Genomic DNA, 15,571 nt, shown 5'->3' on the forward strand with positions numbered 1-15,571 from the left:
GCCTGCGGCCATGGGGCGCGGTGCTATATTGCACCTTCCCGCCCCCGAGTGGGCGCTCGCATTGACGCATGGATACCCGGGAGCAACGTGGGGCCCTCATTCAACCAACGCTTTGATCAGCATGGCACCTGGCGGCGCATGTTTGCGCACCAGCTGGCGCAGCTGGGGCAGTGGATGGGCGCGAACGATCTGTTGGATGCCGGGGTGCAGGAGCGCCTTGAGCGCCTGGAGCAGCAGGTGCGCAGCGACAAGGTCACCGTGGCCTTCGTGGGCGAGTTCTCGCGCGGCAAGTCCGAGCTCATCAATGCCATCTTTTTTGCCGGCTACGGGCGGCGCATCATGCCGGCGAGCGCCGGGCGCACCACCATGTGTCCCACCGAGCTGGGCTATGACGGCGCCATCGAGCCCTGCCTGCGCCTGCTGCCCATAGAGACACGCCTGCAGGCGTCCGGGGTGGCCGAGTGGCGCCTCAGGCCCGGCAGCTGGGTCAGGCTGGCGTTGAACATGGATGATCCAGAGCAGATGGCCAGGACACTGGAGAAACTGTCCGAGATGCGCAGCGTGCCGCTGCAGGAGGCCCGCGCGCTGGGTTTCTGGAGCGACGAGGCGGACGGAGCCGGCCTGACGCCTGATGCCGACGGCATGGTGCAGGTGCCGGCGTGGCGCCACGCCATCGTCAACCTGCCGCATCCGCTGCTCAAGCAGGGACTGGTGATTCTGGATACGCCGGGCCTGAACGCCGTCGGAGCCGAGCCCGAGCTGACCATCAACCTGATTCCGCAAGCGCATGCGGTGGTCTTCATCCTGGCCGCGGACACGGGCGTCACGCGCTCTGACCTGGCCATCTGGCGCGAACACCTGGGCGCCGCCGAGGATGCGGTGGACGCGCGGCTGATGGTGCTCAACAAGATCGACACCTTGTGGGATGAGTTGACCCCGCAGGAACAGGTGCAGGCACAGATCGAGCGCCAATGCGCCGGCGCCGCGCAGTTGCTGGGCGTGCAGCCGGATCAGGTCGTGGCGGTGTCGGCGCAAAAGGGCTTGCTGGCCAAGATCCGCTGCGATGACGATCTGTTGCAGGCCAGTGGCCTGCCGCAGCTGGAGGTGATCCTGGGCACGGGCATCATGGGCCGGCGCCAGGCCATCCTGCGCGCCACGGTGGGCAGCGGCGTGGCCAGCCTGGAGGCCGAGATACGGCGCCTGCTCCATTTCCGCCGGCGCGACCTTGACGAGCAGATGCTGGAGCTGCGCAGCCTGCGCGGCAAGAATGCTTCGGTGATCGATGCCATGCGTGGCCGCATCGAGGTCGAGCAGCAGGAGTTCGAGGCCAGCACGACCAAGATCCAGGCCGTGCGCGCCGTGCACATGAAGATGCTGCGCGATTTGTTCCAGCGGCTGGGGCCGCGCGGGCTCAGGGTGCACCTGGCGGCGCTGGCCGAGGCATTGCAGCACCCGGGCCTGAAGCTGGGCGTGCGCAAGGTGTATGGCGAGGCCTTTGACCAGGTGCGCGGCGCCATCGATGCGGCCCAGGCCGCGGGCGGCGAAATCCAGGCCATGCTTGGCGGCACTTTCCGCCAGCTGAACACCGATTTCGGTTTCTCGCTGCAGGTGCCGCAGGCGCCCACCCTGGCGGCCCATATACGGGAGATCACGGCCATAGAGCGGCGCCACCTGCAGTACATAGGCCTGGCCAGCACGCTGCGCCTGGCACAGCCAGAGCATGGGCCGCGCCTGCTGCACGCCCTGACTCAACGCCTGCGCACGGTGTTCGAGGCCGTGGCCAATGAGCTGGAGCTGTGGAGCAACTCGGCCAGCTCCCAGCTGGAGGCCCAGATGCGTGAGCGCAGGCACAGCTTTGCGCGGCGCATCGAGGCCGTGAACCGCATCCAGGATGCAGCCAGCGGCCTGATGGAGCGTATTGCGGAGATCGAGGACGCCGAGCGCAACCTGGCGGTGCTGGAGCAGCGCCTGCTCGAGCTCACCGCGCAGCTGGCGCCGCAAGCGCTTGTCGATGAAGCTGCTGCGGCCCCGGACATGGCCCAGCCACAGACCGAGCCCCTGCCTTTGACGCGCGTGGCGACGGCATGAGCGGCGCACCGGTGGAGATCGCAGCGCAGGTCGTGCGCTGGCAGGCAGAGCATGGGCGCAACCAGCTGCCCTGGCAGAACACGCGCGACGCCTACCGCGTGTGGCTGTCCGAAATCATGCTGCAGCAGACCCAGGTGGTGACGGTGCTGGAGTACTACGCGCGCTTTCTGGCGCGCTTTCCCGATGTGCGGCAGCTGGCGGCCGCGCCGCAGGACGAGGTGCTGGCGCTGTGGAGTGGCCTGGGCTACTACAGCCGCGCGCGCAACCTGCACCGCTGCGCGCAGATCGTGGTCGCCGAGCATGGCGGCGAGTTTCCGCGCACGGTCCATGAGCTGGCCGCGCTGCCGGGCATTGGCCGCTCCACCGCCGGCGCCATTGCCGCGTTCTGCTATGGCGTGCGTGCCCCGATACTCGACGCCAATGTGCGCCGCGTGCTTACCCGTGTGCTCGGCTTCGGTGCCGATCTGGCCGAGGCCAGGAACGAGCGCGCCCTGTGGAGCCTGGCCGAGGCGCTGTTGCCCAATACCGATCTGGCCAGCACCATGCCGCGCTACACCCAGGGGTTGATGGATCTGGGCGCCGGCATCTGCCTGCCCAGAAGCCCTTGCTGCATGCTGTGCCCGCTGCAGCCGGTCTGCGTGGCCGGGCGCGCTGGCGATGCCGAGCGCTACCCGGTGCGCACGCGCAAGCTCAAGCGCCGGGCCGAGGCCTGGTGGCTGCTGCTGCGCCAGGATGGGGCCGGCCGCCTGTGGCTGGAGCGGCGCGCGTCCGCCGGCATCTGGGCCGGGTTGTACTGCCCGCCGGTCTATGCCAGCCGGCGTGATCTGGAGGAGGCGCTGATGCCAGAGGTTCTGCCCGAAGTGCAGGATCTGCCCGCCTTCACCCATGTGCTCACGCACCGTGATCTGCATCTGCACCCGGTGCTGGTGCGGGGCGGCGCGGCCGGCCTGGCAGGGCATTGCCGCGACACATCGGCGGCCGACTGGTTTGCCCCTGGCCAGTGGCAGGCCCTGGGCCTGCCGGCGCCGGTGCGCAAGCTGCTGGCTGCGCTGTAGATGGAGTTGCTATTAAAATTATAGCTGTTTGCGCCTGTTCCATGGGGAATTGGAGATGCCAAGTGCATCAAATCGTTTAATGCAAGGCGCTAGCAGCTATAAATTACGTAGCGCTATGCCGAATCCCATCGAGCTCGCGGTGCCGGCACAGCGTGCTCCAGTGACTGGCAAACTGTGCGCTCAGCTGCTCCGCCAGGTACACGGAGCGGTGCTGTCCGCCCGTGCAGCCTATGGCCACGGTGACGTAGCTGCGGTGGTTTTGCGCCAGCGCATCCAGCCAGTGCTCCAGAAACTGGCTGATGTCGGACTGCATCCGCTCCACCTCGGGTTGCTGGCGCAGGTATTCGGCTACCGGCGCGTCCCTGCCGGTGAGGGCGCGCAGCGTCGGTTCGTAATGCGGGTTGGGCAGCATGCGCACGTCAAACACATAGTCCGAGTCGAACGGTACGCCGTGCTTGAAGGCAAAGGACTCGAACACCAGCGTCAGCTGGCCCGGCTTGACAGCCAGCAGTTCCTTGACGTAGGTCAGTAGCTGCGCCGGGCGCAGCACGCTGGTGTCTATGACGTAGGACTGCTCGCGCAGCTCGGCCAGCAGCTGGCGCTCCAGCTCTATGGTCTGCACCAGCGCAAGCCGGGTTTCCGGCAGCTCGTGCTGTGACAACGGGTGGCGCCGGCGCGTCTCGGAAAAGCGCCGCACCAGGGTGCCGGTGCTCGCGTCCAGGAACAGCGAGCGCACCTGCACGCCGGTCTCGCGCAGCCGGTTGAGCTGCTGCGGCACCAGCGGCAGGGCGGTGGCGCTGCGCACGTCCATGGCCACGGCCACGCGCTGGCTGCGGTGCGAATGCTCCAGCGCGACGAAGGACGCCAGCAGCTCCGGCGGCAGGTTGTCCACGCAGTAGTAGCCGGAGTCCTCCAGCGCGCGCAGCGCCAGGGACTTGCCCGATCCGGACATGCCGGTGATGACGACGATTTCCAGTGACATGGTTCAACCCGTGGTGGTGGCTGGGCGTGCGCCGGCCAGCATTTCGCGGGCATGCGCCATGGTGGTGGGGGACTGCTGCTGGCCGCCCAGCATGCGGGCGATTTCGGCCACGCGCTCATCGGCGTCGGCGACGGCCACGGCGCTGGTCGTGCCGGCGGCACTGCGCTGCTTGGAGACCACCAGATGCCGATCGGCACAGGCCGCCACCTGGGGCAGGTGGGTCACGGCCAGCACCTGGCGCGCGCGCCCGAGCTGCTGCATCAGCCGGCCCACGGTCTCGGCCACGGCGCCGCCCACGCCCGAATCGACCTCGTCAAAGATCAGCGTGGGCGCCTCGCCCAGCTCGCTGGTGGTGACCGAGATGGCCAGCGCGATGCGCGAAAGCTCGCCGCCCGAGGCCACCTTGCCCACGGGGCGCGGCGTCATGCCGGGGTGGCCGGCGACCAGAAAGGCGACCTGATCCATGCCCTGCGGGCCGGGCTCGGCCGCCTTGTCCACCTGCACCTCGAAGCGCCCGCCGGTCATGCCCAGGCCCTGCATGGCCTGGGTGATGGCCTGGGCCAGCTGCGGCGCGGCCTTGGCGCGCTTTTGTGACAGGGCGCGGGCCGCCTTCTGGTAAGCGGCGGCGTGGGTTTGCTCGGCCGCCTCCAGCGCCGCCAGGTCGGTGGCGCTGTCGAGTTGGCGCAGCGCCTCCTTCCAGCCCGCCAGCAGCGCCGGCAGCTCGGGCGGCTGGCGCTTGTAGCGGCGTGCCAGCTGCATCCATTGCGCCAGGCGTGCATCGAGCTGCTCCAGCAGCTCGGGGTCGGGCTCGGCGTGGCGCAGGTAGGCCTGCAGCGAATGCGCCACGTCGCCGGCCTGGGCGATGCAGGCGCTCAGCACCTCGTTGAAGGCGCGAAATGATGCGTCCACATGTTCGTAGTCCTGCAGCAGATGCTGCGCCTGGGCCAGCGCGCTCAGCGCGCCGCCGGCGTCGTCGCCCTGCAGCGCGCCCAGGGCGCCCTGGGCGTTGTCCAGCAGGGCCTGGGCGTTGGACAGGCGTGCGTGCCGGGCGTTGAGCTCGTCCCATTCATCGTCGCTCGGCGCCAGCTTGTCCACCTCGGTGATCTGCCACTGCAGGCGTTCGCGCTCCTGCTGCAGCGTGTCCTGTGCGGCGCGGGCATGGAGCAGGGCCTTCTGCGCCTCGCGCCAGGTCTGCCACAGAGCGGCCAGGGGCTGCGCCTGCACGCCGGCATAGGCGTCGAGCAGGCCGCGCACGGCGTCCGGCCGCGTCAGGCTTTGCCAGGCATGCTGGCCGTGTATGTCCAGCAGATGCTCGCCCAGGGCGCGCATCTGCGTGGCCGTGGCCGGCAGGCCGTTGATCCAGGCGCGGCTCTTGCCCTGCAGGTCTATGGTGCGGCGCAGCAGCAGCTCGTCGTGCGGGAAGCCGGCCTCATCGAGCCAGTCGGTCAGTGCTGCGGGGCCGATGTCGAACTCGGCGCTGATGTCGGTGCGCTCTGCCCCTTCGCGGATCACGCCGCTGTCGGCGCGTGCGCCCAGCAGCAGCTGCAGTGCGTCAATCAGGATGGACTTGCCCGCGCCGGTCTCGCCGGTGAGCACGGTGAAGCCCGCTTGCAGATCCAGATCCAGCGCCTGCACGATGACGAAGTCGCGCAGCGCGATGCGCCTCAAGGCCATGTTCAGGAGCCTCCCTCGTTCCAGCGCAGCTTCTTGCGCAGGGTGGAAAAGTAGCTCCAGCCGCGCGGGTGCAAAAAGCACACGCGATGCGCCGAGCGGCGCACCAGCACCCGATCGCCGCGCTGCAGCGAGGCCAGCGACTGCATGTCGAAGTTGGCGCTGATGCCGCGCCCGCCGGCCACCTCGATGGCGATCTCGGAGGAGTCGGACAGCACGATGGGGCGGTTGGACAGCGTGTGCGGCGCAATCGGCACCAGCACCCAGCCGGGGATGGAGGGGTGCAGCATCGGCCCGCCCGCCGACAGCGAGTAGGCCGTGGAGCCCGTGGGCGAGGCGACGATCAGGCCATCGGCGCGCTGGTTGGAGACGAACACCCCGTCCACCTCGATGCGCAGCTCCACCATGCCGGCGGTGGAGCCGCGGTTGACGACCACGTCGTTGAGCGCCAGCGCCTCGAAAACGCATTCGCCGCCGCGCACCACGCGGGCCTGCATCAGCGGGCGCACGTCCTCCTCGTACTCGCCGTGCAGTATGGCGGTCAGCGAGGTCTCGTAGCTTTGCAGCGGAATGTCGGTGATGAAGCCCAGGCGCCCCTTGTTGATGCCCACCAGCGGCGTGCCATAGGCGGCCAGCCGCCGGCCCACGCCCAGCATGGTGCCATCACCACCCACCACCACGCACAGGTCGCAATGCCCGCCAATGGCGTCCACATCCAGCTGCGGGTAGCCGGTGATGCCCAGGGTGGCTGCGGTTTCGGCCTCCAGCGTGGCCTCGCCGCCCTCCTGGATGATCAGGCGGGCAATGCCCTCGATGATCTGCCGCGAGCTTGCCGGCGGCGCGCCGGCAACGGGCTCTCGGTATTTGCCTATGACTGCGACACGGCGGAAGATGGGCTTCATGCGGAAATTACATCATTAAAATGAGCCGATGCTCGACGACCGCTCCAAGTTGTTACTCAAGGCGCTGGTGGAACGCTACATCGCCGATGGGCAGCCGGTGGGTTCCAGAACCCTGTCGCGGGCATCGGGCCTGGAATTGTCACCCGCCACCATACGCAACGTGATGGCCGACCTGGAGGAGTTGGGCCTGATCGCCAGCCCCCACACCTCCGCCGGGCGCATTCCCACGGCGCGCGGCTACCGCCTGTTCGTCGACACCATGCTCACCGTGCAGCAGGAGCAGCTGCCGGCCCTGCAGCTCATGCCCGAACAGCCGCAAAAGGTGATCGCCAACGCGGCGCAGCTGCTGTCCAACCTGTCGCAGTTCGTCGGTGTGGTCATGGCGCCGCGCCGCGCCTCGGTGTTTCGGCATATCGAGTTTCTGCGCCTGTCCGAGCGCCGCCTGTTGGTGATCATCGTCTCGCCCGATGGCGACGTGCAAAACCGGGTGATCTTCACCGAGGCCGACTACACCCCGTCGCAACTGGTGGAGGCGGCCAACTTCCTGAACGCCCACTACGCCGGCCTGACCATGGAGCAGGTGCGCGAGCGCCTGAAGCTTGAGGTGGACAAGCTGCGCGGCGAGATCGCCACACTGATGCAGGCGGCCGTGAACGTGGGCTCGCAGGCCATGTCGGAATCGCAGGACGAGGTGGTGTTCTCGGGCGAGCGCAACCTGCTGGCGGTGAGTGATTTTTCTGGCGACATGGGCCATCTGCGGCGCGCCTTCGACCTGTTCGAGCAAAAAACCCAGATCCTGCGCCTGCTCGATATCTCCAGCCGCGCCGAGGGTGTGCGCATCTTCATCGGCGGCGAAAGTCAGGTCGTGCCATTTGAAGAGCTGTCCGTGGTTAGCGCACCCTATGAGGTCGATGGCCAGGTGGTCGGCACCCTGGGCGTGATAGGCCCCACGCGCATGCCCTACGACCGCATGATCCAGATCGTGGACATCACCTCCAAACTGGTCTCCAACGCTCTGAGCCACCACAAGTAGCCACTACAATGCGCGATTGCGTCTTGCGCACCCTGGGGCGTTAGCTCAGTTGGTTAGAGCAGAGGACTCATAATCCTTTGGTCGTAGGTTCAAGTCCTACACGCCCTACCAGTCCAGAAAACCCGCCACGACTTCGTTTGTGGCGGGTTTTTGCTTTTTTGCTCCTGGGCGGGCGCATGGCCTGCATGCCAGAATCGCGCGCATGCCAAGCCACACCGCCTATGCCGCACATGCCGCCGAACAGGCTGGCGCGGCCGCGCAGTACACCAGCGTCGCACCGGCGCTGTATCGTGCAGCGCTGGGCGCAGTGAATCCTGATCACTACCTGGCAGCGTTTGAACGCTTCGATGGGGTGGGGCGGGTGCTGCCCGGGTGGAATCTGGCGGCGGCCCTGTGCCCGCTGGGATGGCTGGTTTTCAGGCGGCTGTGGCGCCATGCGTTGGTGCTGGCGCTGGGTCTGGTGGCGGGCGCGTTGCTGCTGTGGGCCGGGCATCGATGGCTGGCCGTGCCCCTGCCCATGCTGGGCGGCGTGGCCCTGGCGGGCTTGCTGATGCTGGGCGCCGGGCTGGGCTTGTATGGCGACGCACTGGTGCATGCCGACGTGCACAGGCGCATGACCGCCGCCGTGTCTGCCGCGCCCAACATGCGCGAGGCCGTGGCCTTGCTGCAGCGCCAGGCTGCCAGCTGGCGCAGGCTTTGGTGGTTGGTGGCGTCAGCGGCGGCAGGGCTGGTGCTGGTCGTTGTTGCCGCGTGGTGGACGTTTGCGGGCCGTGTGACGGCCCAACCGGTGCAAGACGCGGTGGCCGTGACGGTCGTGGCGACGGCCAGGCCCGAGTCGGTGCCGCAACCCTCGCAGCCGGCGCTGCCATCGGCTGCGGTGATGGAGTCCTTGCCCGATCCGGCCGGAGAACCCGGCATGGCGGAGCCTGATCCATGGCCCGCGGCCGTTGTTCGGACGCCGGCCGCACGGCCGCCATCGGCGCAAGCGGTGCCGGAATCCGCACCTGTTGCCGCTGCGCCGCAAGCCACGTCCGAGCCGCGTGCCCAAGCCGTCGCACCAGTCGAAGAGCGCGCGCCTGCCAGCAGGGCGCAGCGGCGGCTGTATGTCAACGTGGGGCTGTTTGCCGACGCTGAAAACGCGCGCCGCGCCTACCTGCGCTTGCGGCAGGCGGGCTTGTCGGCCACCATCGACCCGCTGGTGCGGGCCGACGGCAGCCGCTTGCAGCGTGTGCGCGTGGGGCCGTTTACCTCGGCCGCGCAGGCCAATCAGGCTGCGGCGCGTGTGCGTGCGCTGGGGCTCGATGCCGTGGCGGCCGCGCAGTGACTGCGCTCGGGCTTGAACAGGGATTGGAACAACAGCGGCAGTGCTGCGCCGGGCGCGTCACCTGGGGTATGGGGGTTTCTTTTTTCTGGAAGGACTGAACATGTGGAATTCATTGCGCATTGCCTGGCTGACGGGCCTGGTGGCTGTGTGGCTGCTGGGCGGGTGTTCGCAACTCGGGCCGGCCAGTGCACCGGTGCCCATTGGCGCCAGCACCGCGCCCGTGGGGGGCACCTGCAATGTCCAGGCAGCGCAGTGGGCCGTGGGCAAAAGCGGCACGGCCAGGGTGGTGGAAGAGGCGCGCGTGCGGTCTGGCGCGCGCATGGCGCGCGTGGTGCATCCGGGGACAGCGGCTCAGGCGTTTGATGCCCAGAGGTTGAACCTGGAGGTGGATGGCAACGGCACGATTACGGCCGTGCGCTGCGGTTGATACTAGTGCAGTGTTCGACGCTATCTGGAACATAAAACCGCGCCTTTTCGGCCTGGGCGGCGTTGCACATCCTCGCGATAGCTACGGCTATCGCTCCGGTTTGCGCCTAGCCCAGACCCAAAATCCATCGGTTTTATTGGTTCCATCAAGCGTCCAACACTGCACTAGGGCGTGGCCGGGGCTTCTGTTTGGGCGAGACCTCTTTTGGGTCAATCAGAAGTTCAACTCTTTGTCCACGTCCTGCACCTTGCGGCGGGCCATGGCCAGGTTGCCGCGCTGCTTGTCCATCACCAGGTAGATGAACACGCCATCCTTGCGCGCCGAGGGGCGAATGATGTGGTATTGCTTACCCAGCGTGATCAGAACGTCCTCGATCACGTCGTTCAGGCCCAGCGCGCGCATGGTCTTGGCCTTGGCGCGGATGACTTCGGTGTTGCCGGCGGCGGCCACCTCCAGATCAAGGCCGCTGCCGATCGAGCCCAACATCATGCCGGAGCTTGAGTCGACCACCGAGGCGCACATCGCGCCGTCGAGGGTCATGAGTTCGTCCAGGGTTTGCTTGATGTTTGCCATGGGCATTTCCAATTCGAAGGGTTGTGAGGATGGGCGTGAGATGCATTGAGCCGGCGGCGCGCCACGCACCTCATCGCGTCGCCAGACAAGAAAATGGGATGGGCTTGCATCACAAGCGATTCACCAACTCGGCCAGTTGCCGGGCCTTGTCTTGCCACAGGATCCAGTCCAGCTCGGACTTGGCGCGCGTCAGCGCCACCAGCAGCATGCCGTTGCCGCAAGGCAGCAGCGTGATGCGCCCGCGGGCGTGCATCATCACCGAGGCGCGGAGATCGCCAAGAACCTCGAAATGTTCGGCCAACCGGCCGGATAAACGCCAGTAGTCGCTGGCCGCTTCGGCGAAGGTCAGCACGCCATCGGTCTGACCGGCGTGGTGCCAGACCATGCCGGCATCGATTTCGACCAGCGCGCAGCTATCTACGCCAGGCAGCGCGGCCATGGCCTCGAGCGTGGAGCGCAGGGCCTGCTGCGTCATGCGCTGGCCAGGGTGCGCGCGAACTGCGCCACCCGGTAGTTGACCTGACCCAGCAGGGCGCCGCCATGGGCGATAGCGATGATCACGAGCTCGGCGTCCTCGCGGTACACGCTGTGCACCACGGCAAAGCCGGCCTCGGTGTCGATGGTGACGCTTTTGTTGCGCCCTAGGCGGGCCTCCTGCGAGACCACGGCGCTGATGGCCGATATGGAGCTGGCCATGGCGGCTACGCGCGCCGCTTCGCCCGTGCGCAGCGCCGAGGCGACATCGAAGCCGTCCACGGTGGCTACCACCACAGTGTTCACGCCCTCCACTTGATCGAGCAGATCCTGGGCTTCGCGTTGGGCAATGCTCGTGGCGCCGGGCGCGAGTGGCATGGTTGCGGACATATTCGGACTACTCCCCAAAGAGATTGGCCTCGAGCTGGGCCAGCAAGGTGTCGATCAGCAGGATCACGTCGCTGCGCTGGCGCACGTCCACGTCCAGCACGGGCAGCACCAGTTGGTGGCGCGCCAGCTCGTCGATGTAGTCGTCCAGGCTGGGCGATGCGTGCGTTTGCAGGCGGCCCACGCCGATGGCGCAAGGCAGAGTGGCCAGCTCGTCGGCAAAGCCCTCCAGGTACACGCGCAACTCGGCCAGCGGGTCGGGCCGCGAGTTGTCGGCCAGGATGACCATGCCGATGGCGTTCTTCGACAGGATCTTCCACAAAAAATCAAAGCGCGACTGTCCGGGCGTGCCGAACATGCGCACGCGGTCGCCGTTGTCCAGCGTGAACTGGCCAAAGTCCAGGCCCACCGTGGTGCGCTCCTTGCCGTGCGAGGCGTCGTTGTTGGTGACGTCGGTGACGATGGGCGGGATTTCGCTGACGGCGCCAATGGCCGTGGTCTTGCCGGCGCCCATGCTGCCGGTGAAGACGATCTTGTATTCAGTCATGCGGTAATAGCGTGGGTAATTACAGGCCAAGGCGGCGGCGAAAGCTCGCGATCAGGCCGCGAGCCAGGCTTGGAGCGGCTGATGGGATCGTGGCGGCGATGACGGCGGGTGCAGTCGGGGGGGCGTGCAGCGCAGACACTGGCTCCGGCCCCCGGGGCAGGACGTCGTTGGCCAGCAGATCGGATGAACGCAGCACCTGCATGAACACCTGGCATTCGGGCGCGTCATACCCGGTCAGCACCGTCAGGTCGTGGATGTTCAGCGCGCGGCGCGACAGCAAGGTGGCCATGCGGATGCGCTTGGGGTCGGCGCGCAGTACGGCAGCCCGCGGCCAGCGCTTGAGTCGATGGCGCGGCGCATCGGCGGGCAAGAGGTCGGCGCACGCCGTTGGAAAATCGAGCGGGGTCAGCACGGGCAGCAACGGTGCTGGCAGAGTGGGCGGGTCTTGCGGTGCGGGCGCGTTTGCCGCAGAAGCTGCGGGTGAGCTTGCTGGCGGAGTGCCGGTCTCGGCGGGTTCGTTGGTGCGGGCGGCGGGCGATGCGGTCAGCAAAGCCTCTACTTGGTGCAAGCACTGGCGTAACTTGTCCGCACCCAGAGGGCGGGACAGCGAACCTGGCCCCTTGCTGGCATGGGCGGCGCGAGTCAGATGTACCAGGTGGCGGGTGTTTTCGATGGTCGGCGGTGCGTCGGGTGGGGCGTCCACCAGCACCGCGTCGTAGGGCGGCGCGTCGGCAAACACCCAGTTGCAGCCATCGCGCCCTCCGTACAGCCACATCAGGGTGCGCACCACGATGGCCTCGGATGCGGCCAGTTGATGTATGCCAAGTTTGAGTGGAGGCATGGACGGGCAAGGTGCTGCGATGAATGGACGTGATTCAGACATCCCAGTCGATGTCGCGGCTACAGCCGGCTTGATCGGAAGCAAGACGCATTTGGCAACGATACACGCTTTTTAGAACGGAAAAAAGGTATTGCTGGCTTCAATGGTCAAACTGCTGCACACAGAAGAATATGTTGGTTTTGTGCAACATGGACGATGGGTATCGAATAGTCGCGCAATGAACATAGTCAGCATGGACGAGGTGGTGTCTAGTGCAGTGTTGGACGCTTGATGGAACAAATAAAACCGATGGATTTTGGGTCTGGGCTAGGAGGCTGTCGGACTTGGGGCGTCGAAAGCGAAAATTGGCCCCAGCGAGCACAGTTTTTGCCGGATTTGCAGCCCAATAGTCGAGCTATTGGGCAAAAAGACGGTGAAAAATGGGCCGCTGCGGACAATTTGCAGCCGACGATTCCCAAGTCCGACAGCCTCCTAGGCGCAAACCGGAGCGATAGCCGTAGCTATCGCGAGGATGTGCAACCCCGCCATGGGGGCGAAGGCGCGCTTTCATGTTTCGATATTTTCGGACCGCTGTACCAGCCATCAATCCACCAGGAACAGGGACTGCAGGTCGCTTAGAAAATCAAAACCGCGCTCGGTGGGGCGCACGCGCTCCATGTCGCGCTGAATCAGTCCTTTGGCCTCGGCCTCTTGCAGGCCCTTGGCGATGGCGGTGATGGCCAGGCCCGTGCGCTCGCTGAACTCCTGCAGCGCAAAACCGTCCCGCAGGCGCAGGGCATTGAGCATGTACTCGAACGGCAGGTCGGCGCGGCGCACGTCCTCGTCTTGCGCGATGGCGTGGCCGGCCAGGGCGCCGGCCATGTAGCGCTGCGGGTCGCGCAGACGCACCTGGCGCACGATGCGATGGGCAAAACTGAGCTTGCTGTGCGCGCCTGCACCAAGCCCCAGGTAGTCGCCAAACTGCCAGTAGTTGCGGTTGTGCAGGCATTGGTGGCTGCCCCGCGCGTAGGCTGAGACCTCGTAGCGCGCCAGGCCGGCTTCGGTCGTCAGCTCGGTGATGCGGTCGAGCATGGCGTAGGCCGCATCGTCCTCGGGCAGGAGCGGGGGGTGTTTGGCGAACCAGGTGTTGGGCTCTATCGTCAGGTGGTAGATGGAGACGTGCGGAGGCGCAAATGCCAGCGCCTGGCGCATGTCCTGCTCCAGCTCGGCCATGGTCTGGCCGGGCAGGGCGTACATGATGTCGAGGTTGAAGGTCTCGAACGCGCTGGCGGCTTCTTCGACGGCGGCCAGGGCCTGGGCGCGGTCATGCACGCGGCCCAGGGCCTTGAGGTGCCGGTCGTTGAAGCTTTGCACGCCGACCGACAGGCGCGTGACGCCGGCGCCGCGGTAGGCGCGAAAGCGCTCCTTCTCAAAGGTGCCGGGGTTGGCCTCCAGCGTGACCTCGCAGCCGGCATCCAGGCGCAGGCGCGCGCGTATGTCGCCCAGCAGCCGGTCTATGGCGTCGGGCGCAAACAGGCTGGGCGTGCCGCCGCCGATGAAGATGCTGTGCACCGTGCGGCCCCAGATCAGGGGCAGGGCGGCCTCCAGGTCGGCCACCACGGCGTCGAGGTAGCGCGCCTCGGGCAGCTCGTCGCGCGATTCGTGCGAGTTGAAGTCGCAGTACGGGCATTTGCGCAGGCACCAGGGCAGGTGCACGTAGAGCGACAGCGGCGGCAGGCTGGCCAGTTGCAGCAGGCCGGCGCGCATGTAGTGCTGCACGTCGCGCGGGGCGCTGCCGGTCTGTGCGGCGGGGGCGATGGGGATGTTCATGTCTCTGACCTGTCCGGCAGCCAGTGCTCGCGCATCAGCTCCAGCATCTGGGCCGTTGCGCGGCCGCGGTGGCTGTGGGCGTTCTTCACCTCGGCGGGCAGTTCGGCAAAGGTCTTGCCGAAGGCGGGCAGCAGCATCACCGGGTCGAAGCCGAAGCCGCCCGCGCCGCGCGGTTCGCGCGTGATTTCGCCACTCACGCGGCCCACGGCGATCAGCGGCTCGGGGTCTTGCGGGCTGCGCACGGCCACCAGGGTGCTGACCATGGCGGCGCGGCGGTTCTCGATGCCGGCCAGCTGCTCCAGCAGGGCGTGCACGTTGTTGGCGTCGCTTTTCTCGTAGCCGAACTGCGTGGCGTAGTGGGCGGTCTGCACGCCGGGTAGGCCGCCGAAGGCCTCCACGCACAGGCCGGCATCGTCGGCCAGCGCCGGCAGGCCGGTGTGGGCGCTGGCAAAGCGGGCCTTGGCCAGTGCGTTCTCGACGAAGGTGTGGAAGGGCTCCTCGGCCTCGCCCACGCCCAGCTCGGCCTGGGGTATCAGCTCAACGCCCAGCGGCGCCAGCATGGCCTGCAGCTCGGCGAGCTTGCCGCGGTTGTTGGAGGCGAGTACGAGTTTCATGGTCAAAATGCCTTTTAGCGCTTACCTATCAAGCGAAAACAGCTATTAATTACGTAGTGATTCCTGCTGCAGCAGCACCAGTTCGGCAATGCCCTTTTCGGCCAGGGACAGCAGCTGATCCATCTCGCTGCGCGAAAAGGCCGCGCCCTCGGCCGTGCCCTGCACCTCCACGTAGTGGCCGGCGCCGGTCATGACGACGTTCATGTCGGTGTCGCAGGCCACGTCCTCGACATACTCCAGATCCAGCAGCGGTGTGCCCCGGACTATGCCGACGGACACGGCGGCCACGGCGCCGGTGATGGGCGAGGCGGCGATCTTGCCGGCCGCCAGCAGCGTGGCGATCGCGTCTTGCGCCGCCACCCAGGCGCCGGTGATGGCGGCGGTGCGCGTGCCGCCGTCGGCCTGGATCACGTCGCAGTCGATCTGAATCGTGCGCTCGCCCAGCAGCTTCAGGTCGAACACCGCGCGCAGGCTGCGGCCTATCAGGCGCTGGATCTCCTGCGTGCGCCCACTTTGCTTGCCGCGCGCGGCCTCGCGGTCGCTGCGCGTGTGGGTGGCGCGCGGCAGCATGCCGTATTCGGCCGTCACCCAGCCTTCGCCGCTGCCACGCTTGTGCGGCGGTACCTTTTCCTCGACCGAGGCGGTGCACAGCACGCGGGTGTTGCCGAACTCGATCAGCACCGCGCCCTCGGCATGCATGGTGTAGTGGCGCGTGATGCGTATCGGGCGCAGCTGGTCGGCGGCGCGGCTGCCGCTGCGGGTAAGGGCGGTGGTGGGCATGGTGTCGGGTGTCATGAGAAAAAACCGCGGCACTGGCTGCGCCGCATGCGGACTGGCGGAAGTG

16 protein-coding genes and 1 tRNA gene are annotated in these 15,571 nt (G+C 67.2%); 6 read left to right on the forward strand and 11 right to left on the reverse strand.

Annotation, left to right across the window (positions count from 1 at the left end; translation table 11 throughout):
- Positions 1-87 precede the first annotated feature (87 nt).
- Positions 88-2,088: a dynamin family protein gene (locus tag P4826_RS17440; protein ID WP_317701617.1), complete on the forward strand. Its 2,001-nt coding sequence runs from the start codon at positions 88-90 to the stop codon at positions 2,086-2,088.
- A complete protein-coding gene (mutY, locus tag P4826_RS17445) occupies positions 2,085-3,143 on the forward strand; it encodes an A/G-specific adenine glycosylase (protein ID WP_317701618.1) in 1,059 nt (352 codons plus the stop codon). Before P4826_RS17440 ends, mutY begins: the two co-directional genes overlap by 4 nt.
- 103 nt (positions 3,144-3,246) lie before the next feature.
- On the opposite strand, the gene rapZ is transcribed toward mutY, so the two are convergent.
- Genes rapZ through P4826_RS17460 form a run of 3 tightly spaced genes read right to left on the reverse strand, consistent with a single transcriptional unit; the run spans position 3,247 to position 6,698 of the window.
- Entirely contained in the window at positions 3,247-4,125 is an 879-nt protein-coding gene (rapZ, locus tag P4826_RS17450) for an RNase adapter RapZ (RefSeq protein ID WP_317701619.1), read from the reverse strand.
- A gap of 3 nt (positions 4,126-4,128) precedes the next feature.
- Entirely contained in the window at positions 4,129-5,799 is a 1,671-nt protein-coding gene (gene recN / locus P4826_RS17455; protein ID WP_317701620.1) for a DNA repair protein RecN, read from the reverse strand.
- Between the two features lie 2 nt (positions 5,800-5,801).
- Complete coding sequence (locus tag P4826_RS17460; protein ID WP_317701621.1) at positions 5,802-6,698, reverse strand: NAD kinase; 897 nt, start codon at positions 6,696-6,698, stop codon at positions 5,802-5,804.
- 28 nt (positions 6,699-6,726) lie between these two features.
- Between P4826_RS17460 and hrcA the strand changes: the two genes are divergently transcribed.
- From hrcA to P4826_RS17480, 4 genes are all read left to right on the forward strand, one after another.
- Complete coding sequence (hrcA, locus tag P4826_RS17465; RefSeq protein WP_317701622.1) at positions 6,727-7,731, forward strand: heat-inducible transcriptional repressor HrcA; 1,005 nt, start codon at positions 6,727-6,729, stop codon at positions 7,729-7,731.
- Positions 7,732-7,765: 34 nt separating this feature from the next.
- Positions 7,766-7,842 (forward strand) — tRNA-Ile (locus P4826_RS17470).
- A gap of 91 nt (positions 7,843-7,933) precedes the next feature.
- A complete protein-coding gene (locus P4826_RS17475) occupies positions 7,934-9,055 on the forward strand; it encodes an SPOR domain-containing protein (RefSeq protein ID WP_317701623.1) in 1,122 nt (373 codons plus the stop codon).
- Between the two features lie 100 nt (positions 9,056-9,155).
- On the forward strand, positions 9,156-9,482 hold the full coding sequence (locus tag P4826_RS17480) for an I78 family peptidase inhibitor (protein WP_317701624.1): 327 nt from the start codon (positions 9,156-9,158) through the stop codon (positions 9,480-9,482).
- Positions 9,483-9,695: 213 nt separating this feature from the next.
- Here P4826_RS17480 and P4826_RS17485 read toward each other — a convergent pair whose 3' ends face one another.
- The 8 genes from P4826_RS17485 to rph form a co-directional block, all read right to left on the reverse strand.
- Complete coding sequence (locus P4826_RS17485) at positions 9,696-10,055, reverse strand: hypothetical protein (protein ID WP_317701625.1); 360 nt, start codon at positions 10,053-10,055, stop codon at positions 9,696-9,698.
- 109 nt (positions 10,056-10,164) lie between these two features.
- Positions 10,165-10,530, reverse strand: coding sequence for a roadblock/LC7 domain-containing protein (locus P4826_RS17490; protein WP_317701626.1), 366 nt, complete (start codon positions 10,528-10,530; stop codon positions 10,165-10,167).
- The gene (locus P4826_RS17495) at positions 10,527-10,907 is read right to left on the reverse strand and encodes a roadblock/LC7 domain-containing protein (RefSeq protein WP_317701627.1); all 381 of its coding nucleotides are present in this window, start codon (positions 10,905-10,907) and stop codon (positions 10,527-10,529) included. Before P4826_RS17495 ends, P4826_RS17490 begins: the two co-directional genes overlap by 4 nt.
- 19 nt (positions 10,908-10,926) lie before the next feature.
- Positions 10,927-11,463, reverse strand: coding sequence for a GTP-binding protein (locus P4826_RS17500; RefSeq protein WP_317701628.1), 537 nt, complete (start codon positions 11,461-11,463; stop codon positions 10,927-10,929).
- Between the two features lie 19 nt (positions 11,464-11,482).
- A complete protein-coding gene (locus P4826_RS17505) occupies positions 11,483-12,304 on the reverse strand; it encodes a hypothetical protein (protein WP_317701629.1) in 822 nt (273 codons plus the stop codon).
- Positions 12,305-12,886: 582 nt separating this feature from the next.
- Positions 12,887-14,113, reverse strand: coding sequence for a radical SAM family heme chaperone HemW (gene hemW / locus P4826_RS17510; RefSeq protein ID WP_317701630.1), 1,227 nt, complete (start codon positions 14,111-14,113; stop codon positions 12,887-12,889).
- Positions 14,110-14,727, reverse strand: coding sequence for an RdgB/HAM1 family non-canonical purine NTP pyrophosphatase (gene rdgB, locus P4826_RS17515; RefSeq protein WP_317701631.1), 618 nt, complete (start codon positions 14,725-14,727; stop codon positions 14,110-14,112). Before rdgB ends, hemW begins: the two co-directional genes overlap by 4 nt.
- 45 nt (positions 14,728-14,772) lie before the next feature.
- Positions 14,773-15,507, reverse strand: a complete 735-nt coding sequence (gene rph, locus P4826_RS17520; RefSeq protein ID WP_317701632.1) for a ribonuclease PH — start codon at positions 15,505-15,507, stop codon at positions 14,773-14,775.
- Positions 15,508-15,571: the final 64 nt, after the last annotated feature.

Source organism: Diaphorobacter limosus (assembly GCF_033100095.1).
Taxonomy (GTDB): Bacteria; Pseudomonadota; Gammaproteobacteria; order Burkholderiales; family Burkholderiaceae_C; genus Alicycliphilus; species Alicycliphilus limosus.

Excerpts from the sequence above, each read along its gene's own strand:
- P4826_RS17495 (WP_317701627.1), bottom strand. The coding sequence starts at position 10,907 with ATGCCACTCGCGCCCGGCGCCACGAGCATTGCCCAACGCGAAGCCCAG.
- P4826_RS17480 (WP_317701624.1), top strand. The coding sequence starts at position 9,156 with ATGTGGAATTCATTGCGCATTGCCTGGCTGACGGGCCTGGTGGCTGTG.
- rapZ (WP_317701619.1), bottom strand. The coding sequence starts at position 4,125 with ATGTCACTGGAAATCGTCGTCATCACCGGCATGTCCGGATCGGGCAAG.
- rph (WP_317701632.1), bottom strand. The coding sequence starts at position 15,507 with ATGCCCACCACCGCCCTTACCCGCAGCGGCAGCCGCGCCGCCGACCAG.
- hemW (WP_317701630.1), bottom strand. The coding sequence starts at position 14,113 with ATGAACATCCCCATCGCCCCCGCCGCACAGACCGGCAGCGCCCCGCGC.
- P4826_RS17500 (WP_317701628.1), bottom strand. The coding sequence starts at position 11,463 with ATGACTGAATACAAGATCGTCTTCACCGGCAGCATGGGCGCCGGCAAG.
- recN (WP_317701620.1), bottom strand. The coding sequence starts at position 5,799 with ATGGCCTTGAGGCGCATCGCGCTGCGCGACTTCGTCATCGTGCAGGCG.
- P4826_RS17505 (WP_317701629.1), bottom strand. The coding sequence starts at position 12,304 with ATGCCTCCACTCAAACTTGGCATACATCAACTGGCCGCATCCGAGGCC.
- rdgB (WP_317701631.1), bottom strand. The coding sequence starts at position 14,727 with ATGAAACTCGTACTCGCCTCCAACAACCGCGGCAAGCTCGCCGAGCTG.
- hrcA (WP_317701622.1), top strand. The coding sequence starts at position 6,727 with ATGCTCGACGACCGCTCCAAGTTGTTACTCAAGGCGCTGGTGGAACGC.
- P4826_RS17490 (WP_317701626.1), bottom strand. The coding sequence starts at position 10,530 with ATGACGCAGCAGGCCCTGCGCTCCACGCTCGAGGCCATGGCCGCGCTG.
- P4826_RS17475 (WP_317701623.1), top strand. The coding sequence starts at position 7,934 with ATGCCAAGCCACACCGCCTATGCCGCACATGCCGCCGAACAGGCTGGC.
- mutY (WP_317701618.1), top strand. The coding sequence starts at position 2,085 with ATGAGCGGCGCACCGGTGGAGATCGCAGCGCAGGTCGTGCGCTGGCAG.
- P4826_RS17485 (WP_317701625.1), bottom strand. The coding sequence starts at position 10,055 with ATGGCAAACATCAAGCAAACCCTGGACGAACTCATGACCCTCGACGGC.
- P4826_RS17460 (WP_317701621.1), bottom strand. The coding sequence starts at position 6,698 with ATGAAGCCCATCTTCCGCCGTGTCGCAGTCATAGGCAAATACCGAGAG.